The organism is Geminicoccus harenae (assembly GCF_019800005.1).
In the GTDB taxonomy this organism is placed as follows: domain Bacteria; phylum Pseudomonadota; class Alphaproteobacteria; order Geminicoccales; family Geminicoccaceae; genus Geminicoccus; species Geminicoccus harenae.
This window is the reverse complement of sequence record NZ_JABGCL010000009.1, coordinates 172,221-191,238: the sequence shown is the minus strand read 5'-3', so window position 1 is coordinate 191,238 and position 19,018 is coordinate 172,221. Positions and strand designations below refer to the sequence as shown.

At 71.0% G+C, this 19,018-nt stretch carries 22 protein-coding genes and 1 other RNA gene; 8 read left to right on the top strand and 15 right to left on the bottom strand.

The genetic code is table 11. The features are described from left to right. Nucleotides 1–28: 28 nt before the first annotated feature. From HLA95_RS10955 to ffs, 5 genes are all read right to left on the bottom strand, one after another. Nucleotides 29–232, bottom strand: coding sequence for a hypothetical protein (locus tag HLA95_RS10955; RefSeq protein WP_191062208.1), 204 nt, complete (start codon nt 230–232; stop codon nt 29–31). Nucleotides 233–336: 104 nt separating this feature from the next. Beyond that, the gene (gene recR, locus HLA95_RS10950; protein WP_222183328.1) at nt 337–945 is read right to left on the bottom strand and encodes a recombination mediator RecR; all 609 of its coding nucleotides are present in this window, start codon (nt 943–945) and stop codon (nt 337–339) included. A 13-nt stretch (nt 946–958) separates the two neighbouring features. Continuing rightward, a complete protein-coding gene (locus HLA95_RS10945) occupies nt 959–1,282 on the bottom strand; it encodes a YbaB/EbfC family nucleoid-associated protein (protein WP_191062209.1) in 324 nt (107 codons plus the stop codon). Next, nucleotides 1,279–3,069 (bottom strand): DNA polymerase III subunit gamma/tau, encoded by a 1,791-nt coding sequence (locus HLA95_RS10940; protein ID WP_255591820.1) that lies wholly within the window; start codon nt 3,067–3,069, stop codon nt 1,279–1,281. Before HLA95_RS10940 ends, HLA95_RS10945 begins: the two co-directional genes overlap by 4 nt. Nucleotides 3,070–3,071: 2 nt before the next feature. Continuing rightward, nucleotides 3,072–3,168, bottom strand: an RNA gene (ffs, locus tag HLA95_RS10935) — signal recognition particle sRNA small type. 79 nt (nt 3,169–3,247) lie between these two features. Here ffs and nudC point away from each other — a divergent pair. Continuing rightward, the gene (gene nudC, locus HLA95_RS10930; protein ID WP_223861702.1) at nt 3,248–4,141 is read left to right on the top strand and encodes an NAD(+) diphosphatase; all 894 of its coding nucleotides are present in this window, start codon (nt 3,248–3,250) and stop codon (nt 4,139–4,141) included. Between the two features lie 158 nt (nt 4,142–4,299). After that, on the top strand, nt 4,300–5,460 hold the full coding sequence (locus HLA95_RS10925; protein ID WP_222183296.1) for a tetratricopeptide repeat protein: 1,161 nt from the start codon (nt 4,300–4,302) through the stop codon (nt 5,458–5,460). Here HLA95_RS10925 and purN read toward each other — a convergent pair. Both purN and purM read right to left on the bottom strand, forming a co-directional pair. Then, complete coding sequence (gene purN / locus HLA95_RS10920) at nt 5,453–6,130, bottom strand: phosphoribosylglycinamide formyltransferase (RefSeq protein ID WP_191061902.1); 678 nt, start codon at nt 6,128–6,130, stop codon at nt 5,453–5,455. The genes HLA95_RS10925 and purN overlap by 8 nt on opposite strands. Beyond that, entirely contained in the window at nt 6,106–7,218 is a 1,113-nt protein-coding gene (purM, locus tag HLA95_RS10915; protein ID WP_223861745.1) for a phosphoribosylformylglycinamidine cyclo-ligase, read from the bottom strand. Before purM ends, purN begins: the two co-directional genes overlap by 25 nt. Nucleotides 7,219–7,390: 172 nt before the next feature. Here purM and HLA95_RS10910 point away from each other — a divergent pair, with 172 nt between their 5' ends. From HLA95_RS10910 to HLA95_RS10890, 5 genes are read left to right on the top strand one after another with little or no spacing between them, the layout of a single operon-like run. After that, the gene (locus HLA95_RS10910) at nt 7,391–8,500 is read left to right on the top strand and encodes a DUF8605 domain-containing protein (protein WP_222183294.1); all 1,110 of its coding nucleotides are present in this window, start codon (nt 7,391–7,393) and stop codon (nt 8,498–8,500) included. After that, complete coding sequence (locus HLA95_RS10905) at nt 8,449–9,096, top strand: CDP-alcohol phosphatidyltransferase family protein (RefSeq protein ID WP_191062323.1); 648 nt, start codon at nt 8,449–8,451, stop codon at nt 9,094–9,096. The genes HLA95_RS10910 and HLA95_RS10905 overlap by 52 nt, the downstream gene beginning before the upstream one ends. A 4-nt stretch (nt 9,097–9,100) precedes the next feature. After that, complete coding sequence (locus HLA95_RS10900) at nt 9,101–9,838, top strand: HdaA/DnaA family protein (protein WP_322100121.1); 738 nt, start codon at nt 9,101–9,103, stop codon at nt 9,836–9,838. After that, nucleotides 9,838–10,617 carry an SDR family oxidoreductase gene (locus HLA95_RS10895; RefSeq protein ID WP_222183292.1) on the top strand — a complete coding sequence of 260 codons (780 nt, stop codon included), beginning with the start codon at nt 9,838–9,840 and terminating at the stop codon, nt 10,615–10,617. The genes HLA95_RS10900 and HLA95_RS10895 overlap by 1 nt, the downstream gene beginning before the upstream one ends. Further along, a complete protein-coding gene (locus HLA95_RS10890) occupies nt 10,614–11,738 on the top strand; it encodes an anhydro-N-acetylmuramic acid kinase (RefSeq protein WP_222183290.1) in 1,125 nt (374 codons plus the stop codon). Before HLA95_RS10895 ends, HLA95_RS10890 begins: the two co-directional genes overlap by 4 nt. Before the next feature lie 13 nt (nt 11,739–11,751). Here the strand turns inward: HLA95_RS10890 and HLA95_RS10885 are convergent, their stop codons facing one another. The 7 genes from HLA95_RS10885 to HLA95_RS10860 form a co-directional block, all read right to left on the bottom strand. Beyond that, the gene (locus HLA95_RS10885) at nt 11,752–12,618 is read right to left on the bottom strand and encodes a formate/nitrite transporter family protein (RefSeq protein WP_191061870.1); all 867 of its coding nucleotides are present in this window, start codon (nt 12,616–12,618) and stop codon (nt 11,752–11,754) included. A gap of 132 nt (nt 12,619–12,750) precedes the next feature. Continuing rightward, nucleotides 12,751–13,554: a uroporphyrinogen-III C-methyltransferase gene (cobA, locus tag HLA95_RS10880; RefSeq protein ID WP_370467482.1), complete on the bottom strand. Its 804-nt coding sequence runs from the start codon at nt 13,552–13,554 to the stop codon at nt 12,751–12,753. Then, the gene (locus HLA95_RS28165; protein WP_255591789.1) at nt 13,551–14,210 is read right to left on the bottom strand and encodes a histidine phosphatase family protein; all 660 of its coding nucleotides are present in this window, start codon (nt 14,208–14,210) and stop codon (nt 13,551–13,553) included. The genes cobA and HLA95_RS28165 overlap by 4 nt, the downstream gene beginning before the upstream one ends. A gap of 145 nt (nt 14,211–14,355) precedes the next feature. Further along, nucleotides 14,356–15,228 (bottom strand): DMT family transporter, encoded by an 873-nt coding sequence (locus HLA95_RS10875; protein WP_191059903.1) that lies wholly within the window; start codon nt 15,226–15,228, stop codon nt 14,356–14,358. Continuing rightward, a complete protein-coding gene (locus tag HLA95_RS10870) occupies nt 15,225–15,971 on the bottom strand; it encodes an ATP-binding cassette domain-containing protein (RefSeq protein ID WP_191059902.1) in 747 nt (248 codons plus the stop codon). Before HLA95_RS10870 ends, HLA95_RS10875 begins: the two co-directional genes overlap by 4 nt. Then, nucleotides 15,964–16,992 carry an ABC transporter permease subunit gene (locus HLA95_RS10865; RefSeq protein ID WP_222183287.1) on the bottom strand — a complete coding sequence of 343 codons (1,029 nt, stop codon included), beginning with the start codon at nt 16,990–16,992 and terminating at the stop codon, nt 15,964–15,966. Before HLA95_RS10865 ends, HLA95_RS10870 begins: the two co-directional genes overlap by 8 nt. A 94-nt stretch (nt 16,993–17,086) precedes the next feature. After that, a complete protein-coding gene (locus HLA95_RS10860; RefSeq protein ID WP_191059901.1) occupies nt 17,087–18,067 on the bottom strand; it encodes an ABC transporter substrate-binding protein in 981 nt (326 codons plus the stop codon). Between the two features lie 97 nt (nt 18,068–18,164). Between HLA95_RS10860 and HLA95_RS10855 the strand changes: the two genes are divergently transcribed. Beyond that, entirely contained in the window at nt 18,165–18,389 is a 225-nt protein-coding gene (locus HLA95_RS10855; RefSeq protein WP_191059900.1) for a hypothetical protein, read from the top strand. Between the two features lie 12 nt (nt 18,390–18,401). On the opposite strand, the gene wrbA is transcribed toward HLA95_RS10855, so the two are convergent. Then, nucleotides 18,402–19,004, bottom strand: a complete 603-nt coding sequence (wrbA, locus tag HLA95_RS10850) for an NAD(P)H:quinone oxidoreductase (protein WP_191059899.1) — start codon at nt 19,002–19,004, stop codon at nt 18,402–18,404. Nucleotides 19,005–19,018 lie beyond the last annotated feature (14 nt).

Here is a 19,018-nt window from a genome sequence, read left to right as displayed (position 1 = left end):
AGTCCGCCCCGCTCGTCCGCCCGCGCCGTCACCCAGCGGGCTCGCCGGCACCGGAGCGGGGCGATTGCAGCCGCGGGTCGCACTGGCCGAGCAGTGCCGCCTCGTCGAGAACGATCTGCGGTTCCTGCCGTCCAGGGCGCTGCGCCCGCACCACGGAACGTGCCGCCATCACCAGCGGGACGAGCAGCAGCAGGAGAACTGCGATCCGAACGCCCGGGAAAAGATCCGCCATCGCCCACCTCGCCGATCGACCGGATCGATCTTGCGGCATGGCGGGTTAACGGAAGGTGAAGCAGCCGGGATTTTCCCGGCTGCGCGACCGGATGCCGGAGCGGCTCAGGCGAACGGGCGGCGGGCGCGGTAGGCCGCGGCGAGGGTGCCCTCGTCCAGGAAGTTCAGTTCGCCGCCCACGGGTACGCCCCGGCCGAACCCGGTCACGGCGACACCCAGGCCCTGGAGCCGCTCGGCCAGGTAGTGCGCGGTGGTCTGGCCCTCGACCGTGGCGCCCAGGCCCAGCACCACTTCCTGCACGCCTTCGGCCTGCACCCTGGCCAGCATCTCGCCGATGCGCAGCTCGTCCGGGCCGATGCCGTCCAGGGCCGAGAGGCGGCCGCCCAGCACATGATAGCGGCCACGGAAGAAACCGGCCCGCTCGACCGCCCAGAGATCCTCCACCTCCTCGACCACGCACAGGCTGGCCCCGTCGCGGCTGCCGTCGCTGCAGATGGCACAAGGGTCGGTGGCATCCAGGTTGCCGCACAGGCTGCAGCGGCGGACCTGCGCCCGGCAGGTCTCCAGCGTGCGGATCAACGGGTCGAGCAGCGTGTCCTGGCGCTTGAGCAGCGCCAGGGCGGCACGGCGCGCCGAGCGGGGCCCCAGGCCCGGCAGGCGGGCCAGGCGCTTGATCAGCTCGTCGATGGCGCCGGGCGCTTGCGGTCTGGTCAGGAGCGGCCTCGGCTCAGAAGGGCAGCTTCATGCCGGGCGGCAACTGCAGCCCGCCGGTCAGCTTCTGCATCTCGGTCTGCATGTGCTGCTCGATCTTGGTCTTGGCGTCGTTGACCGCCGCCACGATCAGGTCCTCCAGGATCTCGACATCGTCCGGCACCAGCAGGGACGGGTCGATCTTGATCTTCCGCATCTCGCCCTTGCCGTTCAGCACCACCGCGACCAGGCCGGCACCAGCCCCGCCCTCGATCTCCATCTCCGCCAGCTTCTGCTGCATCTCGCCCATGCGGGCCTGCATCTTCTGGGCTTCTTTGAGCATGTTGCCGAGATTCTTCATGCGCGCTCGATCCTCTTCTCGTTCTGGTCGTCGGGTTGCTCAGGGGTGGCGGGAGCGGGACGCACGTCCTCGATCCGGGCACCCGGATAGGCGTCCAGGATCCGGCGGATCGCCGGATCCGCGGACAGCGCCTCGATCAGCCGGCTGCGCTCCTCCGCCCGTTGCTCGCTCAGCGTGGGCTGGCCGCGCTCGTTGACGATCGCGACCATCCAACGCCGGCCGGTACGGGCGTGCAGCGCGTCCTGCAGGAGGTTGGCGAGGTCCGGCCGGGTGCCGGGGGCCGGGCGGATCTCCAGGCGCTGCGGCGCCATGCGCACGAGATGGACGCCGGTTTCCAGCGTGGAGGCCAGCATCGGCTCGCCGTTCCGGTGCAGGAAGTCCACCAGGCCCGCGAAGTCGGCAGGCTCGGCCTGGCCGGCTGCCGGCGGTACGGGCGCCGCTGGCGGCGGCTCGGGCAGGACGCGCCGCTCCGGCAGGGGCTCGGGCCGGCGGACGCTGGGTGCGGCCGGAACCGTCGCCATGGCCGGCTGCCCGCGGGACGGGGCAGGGGCGCCGTCCTGGCCCAGCCGTTCCAGCCGGCGCAGCAGCTCGGCCGGCGGCGGCAGCTCGCTCAGACAGGCCAGGCGCAGGAGCAGCATCTCCGCGGCCATCGCCCCGTCCGGCGCGTTCTTCACCTCGTCCAGGCCGCGCAGGAGCACCTGCCAAGCCCGGGCGGCCGCGGGCAGGCCCACCCGGCCGGCCAGCGCCACGCCGCGCGCATGGCCGTCCTGGCCGGTATGCCAGCCGGGATCGGCACGGCTGTCCAGCTTGAGCCGCGAGATCCAGTGGCAGGCACCCAGGAGGTCCTGGACCACGGCCACCGGATCGGCGCCGCGCGCATGCAATTCGGCGAACACTTCCAGCGCTGCCTGCGGCTGGCCGGTGAGCAGCGGCTCCAGCAGGTCGAGCAGCCGGGCGCGGTCGGCCAGGCCCAGCATGTCGGCGACCTGGCTGGCGACCACCTTGCCGTCGCCGAGCGCGATCGACTGGTCGAGCAGCGACAGGCTGTCGCGCACGGAGCCCTCGGCGATCCGGGCGATCAGGGCCAGCGCGTCCGGCTCGGCCTCGACCGCCTCCTTGTCGCAGATCCTAGCGAGGTGGCCCGCCAGCAGGTCGGGCGGCACCCGCTTCAGGTCGAAGCGCTGGCAGCGCGACACGATGGTCACCGGCACCTTGCGCTGCTCGGTGGTGGCGAACACGAACTTGGTGTGGGCCGGCGGCTCCTCCAGCGTCTTCAGCAGTGCGGCGAATGCACTGGCCGAGAGCATGTGGACCTCGTCGACGATATAGACCTTGGTCCGGAGCGCGGTGGGTCCGTAGCGGACGCTGGCCAGCAGGTCGCGCATGTTGTCGACGCCGGTATGGGTCGCGGCATCCAGCTCGACCACGTCGATGGCGTTCTGCGCCTCGATCGACCGGCAGGGGCCGCAAACGCCGCAGGGCTCCGGGGTGGGGCCGCCCGTGCCGTCCGGGCCCTCGCAGTTCAGGGCCTTGGCGATGATCCGGGCGGTCGTGGTCTTGCCGACGCCACGGATGCCGGTCAGCAGGAAGGCATGGGCCAGGCGCCCGGAGGCAAACGCATTGGTCAGCGTGCGCACCAGCGCGTCCTGGCCGACCAGTTCGGAGAGACGCTGCGGCCGATAGGCTCTCGCCAGGACCTTGTAGCCGGACGCGGTGGTATCGTCTCGCATGCGCCCGTTCGACTCGTTCGCAGGGCAGGCCGGCCTGTGCGACGGGGCTGACCCCAGGAGGTGGAAGGCCGGACACGACCCGGACCGGAACTCGTTGCGGCTGCTTCCTTCCGGACCTGACCGATTTGGCGAGGAGCCCGTCCGCGCCGACCTTCCGAGAGGCTATATCGACGCTCGGGCGCGCGCGTGCAAGATGGCAGCCGCCGAACAATCGGCTTCGAGGGAGATCGATCGCTTGCCCCGCCCGTTCCGACCGCCGCCGCATGTCTATTCCTCCGTGGGTTTCGACCGCGCCGCCGCCTACCGCAAGAACCTCGCCTGGCTCGCCAGCCGCCGGGCCGACCGGACCACCCGGGTGGTCCTGGCGCACGGGCTGAACCTCGCCATCCTGGAGGCCGAGGACGGCCCCCATGCCGGCTTCCTCACCGTGGCCGATCTCGGTCGCGAGCTCGACGAGAGTGCCCTGTTCCTGGGCGTGATCGACGGTGTCGCCTATTTCGCCGCCGAGCTGGACGATCCGGTCCAGGCGACCTTGCCGCTGGTCGACCTGCGCAGCGTCGGGCCGGTGCTGCCGCCCCACGAGGCGGGGTTGCTGGCTTCGGCCAGGGCGCTGCTGCACTGGCACAGCACCCACCGGTTCTGCGGCAGCTGCGGGAGCGCCACCCTGCCGGCCCAGGGTGGCCATGCCCGGACCTGCCCCCAGTGCGGCCGCGAGCATTTCCCGCGCACCGATCCCGCCGTGATCGTGCTGGTCACCCATGGCGACCAGGCGCTGCTCGGCCGCTCGCCGCGCTTCCCACCCGGCATGTATTCGACGCTGGCGGGGTTCGTGGAGCCGGGCGAGAGCCTGGAGCAGGCGGTGGAGCGGGAGATCGAGGAGGAGGCGGGCATCCGGCTGCGCACCATCCAGTACCGCTCCTCGCAGCCCTGGCCGTTTCCCCAGTCGCTGATGCTGGGCTTCCGGGCCGAGGCGGAAACCGCCCAGCTCCGGATCGACCAGGACGAGCTGGAGGACGCGTTGTGGATCCCGCGCCCGATCCTGGCCGACCCCGAGCGCAGCCCGGTGCTCCTGCCGCGCGAGGACAGCATCGCCCGGTTCCTGATCGAGGAGTGGCTAGCGGAAGCCTGAGGACAAGCTCGGATCCGACGCGGTCCGGATCTGGCTGGCCACGGATCTGGCCGAGGTTGCGACAATCGATACCCGGACTTTTCCGGGAAAACTCGCCCCTGTGTGGTTGTCCTCCCTGCGACATGGTGGAAACTTCCGCCAAACCTTCGGAGGAACCCATGCGAATGCGGCTAGCCGCGCTGGTCGGCGCCGGCCTGCTGACCTTGTCGGCAACGGGCGCGCCTGCCCAGATCAGCGATCAGGTACGGGCGGGCGTGAACGCCTATGCAGCCGGCCGGTTTGCCGAGGCGGCGGATGCCTTCCGCACGGTGCTGGTTTCCGGCGAACTGGCGCCGGCCGACATTGCGGTCGCCCACAACAATCTGGGCGCTGCGCTATCCCGGCTCGGCGACCAGGACGCCGCTATCGCGGAGTACCGCAAGGCGGAGCGGCTGAACCCGGACACGCCCATGCTCCGGCGCAACCTGGTCTTCGCCTTCATCCAGCGCGGCAATGCCCGCGCCGGGGCTGGCCAGCACGGGGAGGCGCAGGCCGATTTCGACCAGGCGCTCCTGATCTCGCCCGACGATGTCCGGGCGCTGCGCGGACGCGCGCAGCTACGCGTGGCGGCCGGCGACCTGATCGGGGCGAGCGCCGACCTGCGGCATGGCCTGCTCGTCGAGCCGGGCAATGCCGAGCTGGCGTCGATGCTCGAGGCGCTGGACAGAAGCTCGCCCGCTGGAGCACCTGCGGCCCCGGTCGATGGAGGTACGACGCCGGCAGCCGCACCCGCCGCACCGGCATCCGCCAGCGAACCCGTGTCCGCACCTGTCCAGGCAATGCCGGCCCCGCGCTCGGTCGTGGTGCCGATCACGCGGATGGGGGAAGAAGCGCCGCCATCCGCGGCACTCGATCCGGATCCGCCGGCGCAGGCCGCGCCAGCGCCGTCCGGGCCCCAGGCAGCGCCTCCGGCTGCCGCGGCCGTCCCGCCCGCCGCGGAGCCCCCGGCCCTCCCGGCGGGCCAGCGTGCGACCGCTTCTGCCGACATCGCGCCAGCTCCGGCGACCATGCCCGCCCCGCCGCCCGAGCCCGTCGCCGCCGCGGCTGCGGAGGCACCCGCCGCCGAGCCTGCCGCCGATCAGGCCATGGAGGAGCGCTTCCGCGTGGTGGCCGCCGTGAGCGTCCGGGCTGGCCCGGGCACCCGGTTCGAGCGCCAGGGCGCGTTCAGCGGCGGCGAGATCGTGGTGGTCGACCAGCAGGAGCAGGGCTGGTACCGGGTGTCGCAGAACGACGAGCCGCAGGGCTGGGTGTTCCGCCGCTGGCTGACGCCGGTCAACTGACCGGCGGAGCGCCTGCGATCGCCCATCTGGCGCCGGCCAGGGCCGGATGGACGACGAGGCCGGGCTGGTCGGGCGCCAGCTCGACCGTCGCGTCACCCACCCGTGCCCGGCCGGACGCCACCAGATCCAGCGCCAGCGGATAGGCCTGGTGCTCGACCTCCAGGACCCGCGCGGCCAGCATGGCGGGATCGTCGCCGGGCAGCACCGGCACGACGCCCTGGACCACCACCGGCCCGTCGTCCAGCGCCGGGCGGACCACATGCACCGTGCAGCCATGGACGCGCACGCCCGCCGCCAGCGCCCGCTCATGGGTGTGCAGGCCCTTGAACGAGGGGAGGAGGGCCGGGTGGATGTTCAGCATCCGCCCACTCCAGGCCTGCACCAGCTCCGGCCCCAGGATGCGCATGAAGCCGGCGAGGCAGACCAGTTCCGCACCGCTCTCGGCCAGGGCCTGGCCCAGGGCCGCGTCGAACAGGGCGCGGCTGGCGAATGCCCGGTGCTCGATCACCCTGGTGGGAATGCCGGCCGCGGCCGCCCGCGCCAGCCCGCCCACACCCGATACATTGCTGATGACCTGGACGATCTCGTAGCTGCTGCCCGCCTGGCGATCGATCAGCGCCTGGAGGTTGGAGCCGCCGCCCGAGATCAGGACGGTGACGGGGTGGGCCATGCGGTCTCGGCATGCTCGAAGACGACGTTGGGCGCATCCGCGGCGCGCGGGGCGATCCGGCCGATCCGGTGGACGGTCTCGCCGGCTTCCGTCAGAAGCTGGTGCAGCGCATCGGCCCGCTCCGGCGCCACCGCCAGGACCATGCCGATGCCGGCATTGAAGGTGCGGCGCAGGTCGACCTGGGGCAGGCGGCCCTGCTCGGCCAGCCAGCGGAACACGCCCGGCAGCTCCCAGGCGCTTGTATCCAGCACTGCCTGGGCGCCCTCGGGCAGCACCCGCGGCAGGTTCTCCTCCAGCCCGCCGCCGGTGATGTGGGCCAGCGCCTTGACCCCGCCCGCCCGGATCGCCGCCAGACAGCTTCGCACATAGATGCGCGTGGGCGTCAGCAGCGCGTCACCCAGGCTCTGCTCCGGCACGAACGGGGCAGGGGCCGCAAGATCCGCACCGCTTTCCTCCAGCACCAGGCGCACCAGCGAGAAGCCGTTGCTGTGCACCCCCGACGAGGCCAAGCCCAGCAGCACGTCACCGGCACCGACGTCCGGGCGGGGCAGCAAGGCGTCGCGCTCGACCGCACCCACGGCAAAGCCGGCCAGGTCGAAATGGCCGGGCGCGTACATCTGCGGCATCTCGGCGGTCTCGCCGCCGATGAGCGCGCAGCCCGCCTGCCGGCAGCCTTCCGCGATGCCCGCCACGATCCTGGTTCCGGCCTCGGCCTCCAGCCGGCCGGTCGCGAAATAATCGAGGAAGAACAGGGGCTCGGCGCCCTGGACCACCAGGTCGTTCACACACATGGCGACGAGATCGATGCCGATGCCCTCGACCTGCCCGGTCTTCGCCGCCAGCAGGATCTTGGTCCCCACGCCGTCGGTCGAGGACACCAGGAGCGGGTCGCGATAGCCCGCCTCCTTCAGGTCGAACAGGGCACCGAACCCGCCGAGCGCCCCGCTGGCGCCCGGCCGCGCGGTGGCCCGGGTGAGCCCGTCGATGCGGCGGACCAGCTCATTGCCCGCCTCGATGTCGACCCCGGCCTCCGCATACCTGCCGCCGGGCTGCGCCCCAGCCTGGCCTCCGGCCTGCCCCTTTGCCACCTGTTGCTCCTTGGCGTTGCACATCAGGGCGCATCCGCCCCAGCTTTGCCCCATGCGAGGACGCCGACGGAGGCTTGCCAGCCCGCGGTTCCCGTGGTCCCTTCCGCCCGGCGCGACCACCGAAAACGGTGCGATGCGCTTTCCGCTCGTCCTCGCGTCGGGGTGATCTGCCATGGCCGCGCGCCGTCCGTCGATAGCGTTGCTGGTGCTGGGCGCGCTTCTCCTGCTGGGCCAGCCGGGCCCGGCCGCTGGCCAGGCCGTGCAGCAGCGCCAGTTCATCGAGCGCGATGTCCCCGTCCGGGCCGAGGCGGACGATGCCGTCCAGGCGCGCAGCCAGGCGCTGCGCGAGGGCCAGGTGGCAGCCCTGCAGCGCCTGATGGCGCGGCTGTCCGGCCGTGATCCGGCGAGCCTGCCGCAGGTCGCGCCGGAGCAGATCGACCGCTACGTGCGCAGCTTCGAGATCCAGCAGGAGCAGGTGGGTGCCCGCTCCTACTCGGCCAGCCTCACCGTGGATTTCCGCCAGGAGGCGGTGCAGGAACTCCTGAACCGCAACGGCCTCTCCTATGCGCTGGTGCCGACCCTGCCGACCGTGGTGCTGGCCTATTCCCCGGGCGGCGACCCCTATTTCGACGGCGATCCCTGGCGCAGCGCGGTGCTGGAGGCAGCCGGCCAGTCGGTGGCTGTCGAGCCGATCCTCCCCTTGGGCGATGCGCAGGACCTGGCGATCGCCGAGGCCCAGGCGCTGGCCGGCGATGCCGGGACGCTGCAGCCGGTGGCCGAGCGCTATGGCGCGGACGCCGTGCTGGTGGCGCACGCCGCACCCGCGGCGGACGGCAGCCAGGGTCTGGTGGTGAGCGGGCAATATCTGGACCGCGACGGGCTGGTGCAGGCCGTCCCGGCGCTGACCGTGCCGCCCGGGCCCGACGGGCAGGCCGACTATCCGGCGGCAGCCACGGCCCTGCTGGGAGCATTGGATCGGCAGATCGGCCAGGCCGGCGTGCGCAGCGACGCGACGGTGGCACTGCTCTCCGTCAGCGTGCCGCTTGCCGACCTTTCGGGCTGGGTCCAAATAAGGCGGGCCCTCGACGACATCCCGGAGATCCGCTCGACCAGGATCGAGCGGATGACCCGCCGGGAGGCGAAGATCGTGCTCGGGCATGTGGGCAGTGTGGAAGGGTTGCAGGCCGCCTTGCAGCGGCGCGGCCTGGCACTGAGCCAGGAGATCGAAGGATGGCGGTTGGGGCGTGCGGGCGACCGGCCGATGTCGACCATCGGCGGGTGAACGCCGCGCCGGACGGCAGGGCGGGCGCTGCGCGCCGTGTTTCCGACCTGAACCTCGCCAACCTGCTCACGGCCCTGCGCATCGTCCTGGTCGTCCCGATCCTGCTCCTCCTGCTCGGGCAGGCCTATGGCCTGGCGGCTGCCCTGTTCGCCCTGGCCGCCCTGACCGATGCGCTGGACGGGCTGCTCGCCCGCCGGCTGGGGCTGGCCACCAGGCTGGGTGCCGTGCTGGACCCGATCGCCGACAAGCTGCTGCTCACCGGCACGCTGCTGACGCTCGCCTGGCAGGAACTGGTGCCGGTCTGGCTGGTGGCGCTGGTGCTGGCCAGGGACGTGCTGGTGGCGCTGGGCGCGCTGGCGCTGCAAATCGGTGTCGCCGGTTTCACGGTGGCGCCCTCGCTCCTGGGCAAGGCGGCCACCGCGGCGCAACTCGGCTATGTCGCCGCCGTGCTGGCGGATGCGGCCGAGTTCCTCCCGTTCACGGGCCTGCTGGCGGCTTGGCTCCTGCCGCTCCTGGTGCTGCTCACCCTCGTCTCGGCCGGCACCTATCTGGCAGCAGCGCTGCGCCGGCTGCCCGACCATGCCGCACGCAGCTGATCCGGTGAGCCCATTGACCCGACTGGCCCCGCACCAGCAGCTCGCCCTGGACCTGCCGCATACCGAGCGCAGCGAGGAACAGGATTTCCTGCCATCCTCGTCCAACGCGGCAGCCTTGGCGCATCTGAGCCGCTGGCCGGACTGGCCCACGCCGGTGACCGTGCTGTTCGGCCCGGAAGGCTCGGGCAAGACCCATCTGGCGCGGATCTGGGCGGCCCGCGCCCGGGCGGTCTGGCTGGAAAGTGCCGGTCCCTGGCTCCTGCCGCCCCGCGACCTGTTCCCCGCACCCGCCACTTGCCTCGCCATCGACGAGGCCGATCTGGTGTGGGACGAGCAGATCCTGTTCCACCTGTTCAACCTGGTGACCGAGCGGCGCGGCAGCCTGCTCCTGACCGCGACCCTGCCGCCGGCCGGCTGGCGCCTGGCGCTGCCGGACCTGCGCTCGCGCCTGGCGCTCGCCAGCCTGGTGGAGATCGGCCCGCCCGACGACGCGCTGCTGGCCGCCCTTTACGTCAAGCAGCTGGCCGACCGTGGCCTGCGGCCGGACAAGGGCGCCGTCGAGTGGCTGCTGGCGCATGGGCCGCGCAGCTTTGCCGCGGTGCGCCGGATCGTGGGCGAGCTGGACCGCGCTTCGCTGCGCGCCTGCCGCCCGGTCACGACCGCGCTGGCCCGCAGCGTCCTGGTGGACCTGGCGGGGCGGGGCGGCGAGGATGTCGCTGAACCAACGGAGGAGGATGGCTGATGGATCTCGGTATCGCTGGACGCCGGGCGATCGTGGGCGGCGCCAGCAAGGGACTGGGTCATGCCTGCGCCGAAGCGCTGGCCGCCGCCGGGGTGCATCTCACCATCTGCGCGCGCGGCGAAGCGGAGCTGAAGGCCGCGGCCGATGGGCTGGCCAAGAAGTACGGCGTCACGGTGACGCCGGTCGCGGTCGACGTGACCACCGCGGATGGCCGTACCCGCCTGCTGGAGGCCTGCCCGGAGCCGGACATACTGGTGACCAACACGGGCGGCCCGCCCATGGGCGACTGGCGCAGCTTCCCCGAGGAGGCCTGGCACCAGGCGGTGGACAGCGTGATGCTCACCCCGCTCATGCTGATCCGCGCCACGGTGGACGGCATGGCCGAGCGCGGCTTCGGCCGGATCGTCAACATCACCTCCTCGGTGGTGAAGTCGCCGCGTGCCGAGCTGGCGCTGTCCTCGGCGGCACGCGCCGGCCTGACCTCGGCCCTGGCCGGGGTCTGCAAGGAGTACGCCGCGCGCAACGTGACGGTGAACAGCCTGATGCCCGGGCCGTTCAAGACCGCGCGGCTGAACGACAACATGAAGGTCCGTGCCGAGCGCACCGGCACGCCGCTGGCCCAGATCGAGGCCGGCGCGGTGGCCGCCACCCCCGCCGGCCGCTTCGGCGACCCGGCCGAGCTCGGCGCCTTCTGCGCCTTTCTGTGCTCGGCCCATGCCGGCTTCTTCACCGGCCAGTCGCTGATGCTGGACGGCGGCGCCTATCCGGGGATGCTGTGAACCAGCTGGCTGCGACCGAGGTCGCGGCCAAGCCCGACCGGCTGGTGCTGGGCATGATGTCCGGCACCTCGATGGACGGGCTGGACCTGGCGCTGGTGCGGGTGAGCGCCGGGCCGAAGCCCCGGCTCGCCACCTTGGCCCACCGCACCGTGCCCCAGCCGGACAGCCTGGCCCTGGTGCCCCGCCAGGTGCTGGCGCTGGACACGGCCGGGCTCGCCCGGCTGCACACCGCACTCGGCCGCTTCTACGCGGAGGCGGCGGCTGCCTTCTGCGGCGGGCTCGGCCTCTCGCCCGACCTGGTCGGGCTGCACGGCCAGACCGTCTACCACGAGCACGGCGTCACCACCCTCCAGCTGGGCGACCCCCATTTCCTGGCTGCAGCGCTGCACTGCCCGGTGGTGAGCGACTTCCGCTCCGCCGATGTGGCACTGGGCGGCTCGGGCGCGCCGCTGGTGCCCTTCATCGACCGTCTGCTCGTGGCCGAGCCGGGTCGCACCGTGGTGGTCCTCAATCTCGGCGGCATCGCCAACGTCACGATCCTTTCCGGCGACGGCAGCGTGACCGGCTTCGACACCGGCCCCGCCAACAGCCTCCTGGACGCCACCGTGCGCGCCGCCACGCAGGGGCGCCTGACCCATGACGCGGACGGCGCCTGGGCTGCGCGCGGCCGGGTCGACGGGGACCTGCTCGCCGAGCTCCTGGCCCACCCGTTCTTCGCCAGGCCGCCCCCGCGCTCGACCGGACCGGAGGAATTCGGCGCCACCATGGCCGAAACACTGCTGCGCCGTGCAGGTCTCGCCGAGGCCGACCTGCTCGCCACCCTCACCGAACTCACCGCCCAGAGCGTCGCCCAGGCGATCGCCCGTCATGCCCCGGGTGCGGTCAAGGTCGTGGCCAGCGGCGGCGGCGTCCGCAACGCCCATCTGATGGCGCGGCTGGCCCAGGCCCTGGGCAATACCAGTCTCGTCAGCTCGGCCGAGGCCGGCATCGACCCGGACGCCAAGGAAGCGATCGCCTTCGCGCTCCTGGCCTCCCTGCGCATCGACCGCATCCCCGCCAACCTGCCGGCCGTCACCGGCGCATCTCGGCCGGTCCTGCTCGGCCGCATCTGCGAGATGTGACAATCCCGGCCCGCTAGTCGGCCTCGATCTCGTCGCGCACCTGCCCGTAGGCGAGCAGCGCAAACAGGGCCGAGCCGCCGATTACGTTGCCGACCAGCATCGGCAGGATCAGGCCGCCGATCCCGTGGCCAAGGCCGATCTCGCCGTCCAGCAGGAGCAGGAACACCTCCATCGATCCGGCCACCACATGCGCCAGCTCGAACAGGGCGATGAGGTAGGTCAGCAGCAGGATGATGGCGCTGCGGCCGGTCTCGGCCGAGGGCAGCATCCAGACCAGCGTCGCGATCATCCAGCCGGCCAGGATCCCGCGCCAGAAGGCCTGCCCTGGCGACAGCTCGGCGAGCTCCCGCGCAATCGCGATCATCCCCTCCAGGATGTGCTCCGGCAGCAGGACGCCGGACAGGCAGGCGGCGGCGAACAGGACCGTGCCCAGCATGTTGGCGAGGAACACCACGCTCCACAGCCGCGCCAGGGCTGCGAACTTGCGGCGGCTCGGCCGGTAGAGCACCGGCAGCACGGCGGTCAGCGTGATCTCGGTGAACAGCTGCTGGCGCGACAGGATCACGATCAGGAAGCCCACCGCATAGCCCAGATTCTCGACCAGCGGGCGCCACGCCGCGTCGGGCAGCGCCATGTGCAGGGCGCCCTCGGTGACCACCGAGAAGCCGATGGACAGGCCGGCCGCCAGGCCCGACCACCACAGACTGGCAGTCGGCCTGGCCAGTTCCTCGACGCCCTCGCGGCGGATGACCTCGTAGACGGCCAGCGGACGCAGCTTGCGGTGCTCGTGGATATCCTCCTGCTCGTCCTCGGTCAGCGGTCTGCCTTTGTGCTCGATCGCGGCCTCGACGGCGTCCTCGTCCGGTCTTGCAGTCTGCATGCCTGATCAGCTCCCGTCCGCACGGTGTCGCCCGATGCTGATGGCTAAGGAGGTCCGGCCGGGCCGAGGTTGCCTCGTCGTGATGCGACGACGCGGTTTTTCCGCAGGCAGGGCAAGACGCGACGCCGTCGCTCAGTGATCCCGCCGCTCCCCGGCTGCCAGGCCGAGCGGAAGAAGCTGCGGGTCCCGGCGCTCGAACCAGGAGAGTTCCTGGCGGAGGCTCACCACCGAGCCCACGATCACGAGCACGGGCCCGTCGGGTGCCATTTCTGCCAGGAGATCCGGCAGCGAGGCGAGGGTGCCGGTTGCAACCCGCTGCTCCGGCAGCGTGCCGTTCTCGATCGCCGCCGCCGGCAGATGGGCCGGCAGCCCATGATGGATCAGCCGCTCGCACAGCGCCCGGATCGGCTTCAGCCCCATATAGATCACGATGGTCTGGCGCGGCTGGCAGATCGCCGTCCAGTTCAGGTCCGGCTCGCCGTTCTTGGTATGGCCGGTGACGAACAGCACCGACTGGGCATGGTCGCGATGGGTCAGCGGGATGCCGGCATAGGCGCCGACCCCGTTGGCTGCGGATACGCCGGGGATCACCTCGAACGGGATGCCGGCTTCGACCAGGGCTTCCAGCTCCTCGCCGCCGCGGCCGAACACGAACGGGTCCCCGCCCTTCAGCCGCACCACCCGGCGGCCGGCCCGCGCCTGCTCGACCAGCACCCGGTTGATGTCGCCCTGCGGCAGATGATGATGGTCGCGCCGCTTGCCGGCGAAGATCCGCTCGACACCCTTGGGCACCAGGTCCAGCAGCTCCGGGGCGATCAGCCGGTCATGCACCACCACGTCGCAGTCCTGCAGGACGCGCAGCGCCTTCAGCGTCAGGAGCTCGGGATCGCCCGGCCCCGCACCCACCAGATAGACCTTGCCCGCAGGCTTGCTCACGTCGTTCCCGATCCAGCTGCCGTGGCGGGTTGCGGCGGGCTCCCTATCATGCCGGAGGAGGAAACGGCCAGCGCCGGCCGGCCGGGCCTGTTCGGGGCGGGGTGCGGCAGGCTCATCGGCGCCAGATGGGCCACCGTCAGCCGCAGCGCCGCCTCGGCCGTGCCATTCTCCGCCCATGTCAGCAGCGCCCGGATCGGGCCGGCATGGCCGACATGGAGGACCCTGGCCCCGGCCAGCGCGCGGTCCAGGCGCTCGAACGCGGCCACGGCGCGGTCGAAGACCTGCTGGAAGCTCTCGCCGCCCGGCGGCACCCGCCGGACCGGATCGTCCCAGAACGGCCAGTAGGCCGGATCGCCATGCGCCAGCCGGTCATAGGCCTGCTCCTCCCATCGCCCGAAATCCTGCTCCAGCAGATCGCGCTCGATCCGCCGCTCACCCACCTGCAGCCCCGCCGCTTCCAGGGAGGCCAGGGTTTCCTGGCTGCGCCGGGCAGGCGTGACCACCACCACGTCGAATGCACCGATCCGCTCGACCAGCGCCGCGGCGTCGTCCGCAGCAGGAGGCAGGATCGCCCGGTCCGACCGGCCGATGAACCGCCCGGCAGGGCCCTCCGTCGGCGCATGCCGCAGGAGGCACCAAGCTCGTGCCGCCGTCATGGGAAGATGGAACCGGCCATGCTATCCTGTCCGACCTCGCCAGCACGGCACCATGCGCCGGGCTCGGGGCCAACGCGATTCAGAAAATTACCAAACGAACCCGAGAACAGCTAAAGCGCAATTAATTTCAATAGTTTAGGAGTTCTCAGGCGCCCCTGGAGCGGTTGACCAGGAAAACGCCTAGCAGGACCAGCAGCCCCGAAAGCAAGAGGGCAGGGCCGGCCGGTTCGCCCAGGGCCAGCACGGCGAGCGAAGCGCCGACCACCGCACCCACCGAGCCGATCTGGCTGAGATAGACCGGCCCCGCGATCTTCTGCAGGATGAAGTAGAGCGCATAGGTCGCGGAGAATACGGTGATCTGCGCCAGCAGCAGCAGCGTGGCCGTAAGCTGGCCGAACGGCGGCGCGCTGTCCGGCAGTAGCAGGAACGGGACCAGCAGGACAGCACCGCCCAGCAGCATGCCGGGTGCCAGGGACAGGGCGCTGGCGCCCTCCGGCCAGCGCAGGGTGCGATAGATGTTGCCGGCCGCGATCACCAGCGGTCCCGCCAGTGCCACGGCCGCCCAGAAGGACGCGGCCGAACCACCGCCGCTGCGGCCGAACGCCAGCACGAGGGCACCGAGCAGGCCCGTGGCCACCCCGGCGGCACGCACCGCGCGAGGCCGTTCCATGCGGAACAGGAGCGCCAGGAGATAGGTGGCGAGCGGCGGGAAGGCCAGGCAGAGCGCCACGAAGGCAGCGCCCACATGCGGGATCGCCAGGAAGAGCAGGGCGTTGGGCAGGGCGATGCTGAGCAGGCCGGACCAGAGATAATAGGCCAGCGCCGGCCGGCCGAGCCCCGGCCGGTTGCCGGTAGCAGCCGCCAGGACCAGCAGTACCAGGCCAGCACCCAGGGCCGAGCAGCACAAAAAGGCGAGGGCGGGCCAGCCTGCCTGGAGCGCCAGCTTCACGATGTTGGCGGTGAGCCCCAGCAGGCTGCCGACCACGACCAGCAGGAGCAGCGGCCGGGAATCCCTCAACCGCCCACCATCATCTTCACCACCTCGTCGCCGTTGGTGGCGCCGATCGCCCGCTCGCCGGCGTTCCGCCCCCGGCGCAGCACCAGGATCCGGTCGGACACGGCGAAGATGTCGTGGAGGTTGTGGCTGATGAAGATGATCGCGACCCCCTGGGCCTTCAGGCGCTGGATCAGCTCCATCACCTTGCGCTGCTCCGGCACGCCCAGGGCCGCGGTCGGCTCGTCCATGATCAGCAGCTCGGCCTTCCAGTAGATCGCCCGGCCGATCGCCACCGCCTGGCGCTGGCCGCCCGACAGGTTGCGCACCGGCTGGGTGAGCTTGCGGGTCTCGATGTCGATCTCGAGCTGCTCCAGGACCTTCTCGGACTCCCGGCGCATGGTCTCGCGGTCCAGCCGCGGCAGGAAGCCTAAGAACTTCGTGAACCGCTCGCGGCCCAGGAACACGTTGGCGCCGATGTCCAGATTGTCCGCCAGCGCCAGGTCCTGGTAGATCGTCTCGATCCCGGCCGCACGCGCGTCCGAGGGCGTCGCGAAGTCGACCGGCTGACCCTTGAAGCGGATCTCACCCTCGTCGCGGCTGTGCACCCCGGCGATCGCCTTGATCAGGGTCGACTTGCCGGCCCCGTTGTCGCCGGCCAGCGCCAGCACCTCGCCGCGCGCCACCGTCAATCCGACGTCCGATAGGGCGGTGACGCCGCCAAAGCGCTTGGTCAGCCCGCTGATCTGGAGGAGCGGCTCACTCATCGCGCCGCCCCCCGCCGGTCAGCCGCTCCCGCGACTGGTCGATCAGCACCGAGACGATGATCACCACGCCGACCGCCACGAACTGCCAGAACGGCGCCACGTTGATGAACACCAGGCCGTACTGGATCACGGCGATGATGAAGGCGCCGATCACCGTGCCGACGATCGTGCCGGAGCCGCCGAACAGGGAGGCCCCGCCGATCACCACCGCGGCGATGCTGTCGAGCAGCAGGGGCTCGCCGCCCTGCGCGGCACCGGCCGAGAAGCGCGCGGTATAGACCACGCCCGCGATCCCGGCGCAGAAGGCCGAGAGCATGTAGAGCATGACGGTGTGCCTGGGCACGTTGATGCCGGCCCGTACCGCTGCCGCCTTGCTGCCGCCGATCGCATAGGTGTAGCGGCCAAAGCGCCCCTCGCGCAGCACCCAGTGCATTACCAGCACCACGATCGCCGTCAGGATCACCGGCACGGGGACCTGCAGGACCTTCGCGTTGCCGAGCTGGAACAACCAGGGATTGTTGACCGGCACGGTGGTGCCGCTGGCGGTGAGGAAGCCCACGCCCCGGCACACGCCATACATGCCGAGCGTGCCGATGAAGGCAGGGATCGCCAGCCGCGCGATCAGCGTGCCGCTGATGAAGCCCGGGATGACGCTCACCAGCAGCGCCGCCGCGATGCCCACCAGCAGCGACAGGCCGGGATGCAGCCCGGACGTGGCCTGCATTGTGGTCGCCATCACCACAGAGGCCAGGCCCATGACGAAGCCCACCGACAGGTCGATGCCGCCCGCGATGATCACCAGCGTCTGGCCCAGCGCCAGCAGCAGCGGCATGGAGGCTGCGAGCGCTATGCTCTGCAGGTTGTAGGGGTTCAGGACGAAGGTCGAGCCATACTGGAGCCGGGCCCAGAACTCGAAGAACAGGACCAGCAGCAGGAGGAACAGCCAGGACCAGGCGATCGCCACGAAGGCGAGCAGCGGGTGGCGTTCGGCGGGCGCATGGGGCGCGGCGGCAGTGGCCAAGATCGGCAGTCCATTTGGAGGAAGCGGACCAGTCGCAGGCTTCGGGATGAGGGCATCTCCCGGGGCGGGCCGTCCGCCCCGGGAGATGCGCCTGCTAGTCGGAATAGACGAAGCGCTGGATCTCGGGCTTTTCGATATTGTCCCGGTCCATGACGGTGAAACCGGTGCCGATGGAAGTGGGCACCGACTGGTCGGTGAGCGCCGCGAATGCGGTGACCACGCCGTAGAAGCCGATCTCGGCCGGATGCTGGGCGATCGCGAAATCCACCGCACCGCCCTTCAGGTCGTCGATGATCCGGGTGGGCGTGTCGAAGGCCACCACCTTGATCTCGCCGGTCTTGCCGGCGGCCTTCACGCCGTCGGCGGCGCCGAAGGCCGAGAACAGGTTGGCGCCGAACACCCCGGCCAGGTCCTGGTTGCGGGCGAACACCGCCTGGAGCTGGGAAGAAGCCTTGTTGGCGTCGTTGTCGTTGAACTGGGTTTCCAGCACCTCGATGTTCGCGAACTCCGCCATGCCCTCCTTGAAGCCCTGCTCGCGCTGGTCGGTGGTCGAGATGCCGGGCTTCACATTGCTGACATAGACCTTGCCCTTCTCGCCGATTGCCTGGGCCAGGGCGCGCGCGGCCATGCGGCCGCCCATGACATTGTCCGAGGCCACGTAGGAGAGCGGGAAGTCGCCTTCGCCGGAGCCGTCCTGGTACTTGCCGTCGTCGATGAAGGTGTCGACCGTGATCACCTTGATGCCGGCATCGTGGGCCTGGCGGAGCGGGGCGATCAGCTGCTGCTTGTCGGTGGGCGCGATCAGGAGGGCATCGGGCTGGCGCGCGATCATCGCCTGGAGGACCGGCACCTGCAGGGTCGGGTTGAACTCCGGCGCCCCCTGGAACAGGAGCTCCACACCCAGCGCATCGGCCGCGGCCTGGGCCCCTTTGTGCATGGTGATGTAGAAGGCGTCGGTGGTGAGCCCCGGAATGAGGGCGACCGTGAACTTCTTGTCCTGGGCGGCCGCAGGGCGCGCCAGCGCCCCGGCCGCCGTTGCCAGTGCGAGCGCACCGGCGAACTGGCGACGATCCATGTCAACCTCTCCCGATCATCGTCCCGTCATGCGGGACGTGGCCGGACGCTAGCGGTGGCGCTACACCGGCACAAGCCGCGACAAGAGGAGCTGGATCTTGGACCCCCATCCGATGCTGAAGCCGCTCGCCGTCCGCATCGGCCTATTGCTGGTCTGCCTGGCCTGGACGGCGTTCGAGGCCTGGCACGAGCCGAACTCGATCTGGTTCTGGATGTTCCTGGGCGTCACCGTCTACGCGGTGTTCGAGTTCTTCATTTCCGACAAGTATCGCCGCAAGGACCCCGCTCCCGAAGCCGGAAGCGGAGCCGACAACAGCAACTGAGCTGTCTTCTGCTCAGCCGTGCAGCTTCTTCGTGATCTCGGCGACGTGGCGGCCCTGGAAGGTGGCACCTTCCAGCTCCACCGCGGAGGGCTGGCGCGAGCCGTCGCCGTCCGCGATCGTGCTGGCGCCATAGGGCGTGCCGCCCATGACCTCGCTGACGCCGTTCAGGCCGGCGAAGCTGTAGGGCAGGCCCACGATCACCATGCCGTGGTGGAGCAGCACGGTATGGAAGGAGGTGATGGTGGTCTCCTGGCCGCCATGCTGCGAGGCGGTGCTGGTGAACACGCTGCCGACCTTGCCGACCAGCTTGCCCGCTGCCCACAGCCCGCCGGTCTGGTCGAGGAACTGCTTCATCTGGGCGGCCATGTTGCCGTAGCGGGTCGGCGTGCCGAAGATGATCGCGTCATAGTCGCCGAGCTCGCCCGGCTGGGCGAACGGTGCAGGCTGGTCGATCTTGTAGTGGAACTGCTTCTGCACGTCCTCCGGCACGAGATCCGGGACCCGCTTTACCACCACGTCGACGCCCGCCACTGACCTGGCACCCTCGGCCGCGGCATAGGCCAACTGCTCCACATGGCCCCAGCTCGAGTAATAGAGCACCAGGATCTTCGCCATCGCATGTTCTCCTC

Coding starts and splice junctions, on each gene's coding strand:
- HLA95_RS10955 (WP_191062208.1), bottom strand. CDS start 232: ATGGCGGATCTTTTCCCGGGCGTTCGGATCGCAGTTCTCCTGCTGCTG.
- HLA95_RS10945 (WP_191062209.1), bottom strand. CDS start 1,282: ATGAAGAATCTCGGCAACATGCTCAAAGAAGCCCAGAAGATGCAGGCC.
- HLA95_RS10925 (WP_222183296.1), top strand. CDS start 4,300: ATGCGAATGCGGCTAGCCGCGCTGGTCGGCGCCGGCCTGCTGACCTTG.
- purN (WP_191061902.1), bottom strand. CDS start 6,130: ATGGCCCACCCCGTCACCGTCCTGATCTCGGGCGGCGGCTCCAACCTC.
- HLA95_RS10910 (WP_222183294.1), top strand. CDS start 7,391: ATGGCCGCGCGCCGTCCGTCGATAGCGTTGCTGGTGCTGGGCGCGCTT.
- HLA95_RS10905 (WP_191062323.1), top strand. CDS start 8,449: ATGGCGGTTGGGGCGTGCGGGCGACCGGCCGATGTCGACCATCGGCGG.
- HLA95_RS10895 (WP_222183292.1), top strand. CDS start 9,838: ATGGATCTCGGTATCGCTGGACGCCGGGCGATCGTGGGCGGCGCCAGC.
- HLA95_RS10885 (WP_191061870.1), bottom strand. CDS start 12,618: ATGCAGACTGCAAGACCGGACGAGGACGCCGTCGAGGCCGCGATCGAG.
- HLA95_RS28165 (WP_255591789.1), bottom strand. CDS start 14,210: ATGACGGCGGCACGAGCTTGGTGCCTCCTGCGGCATGCGCCGACGGAG.
- HLA95_RS10870 (WP_191059902.1), bottom strand. CDS start 15,971: ATGAGTGAGCCGCTCCTCCAGATCAGCGGGCTGACCAAGCGCTTTGGC.
- HLA95_RS10860 (WP_191059901.1), bottom strand. CDS start 18,067: ATGGATCGTCGCCAGTTCGCCGGTGCGCTCGCACTGGCAACGGCGGCC.
- wrbA (WP_191059899.1), bottom strand. CDS start 19,004: ATGGCGAAGATCCTGGTGCTCTATTACTCGAGCTGGGGCCATGTGGAG.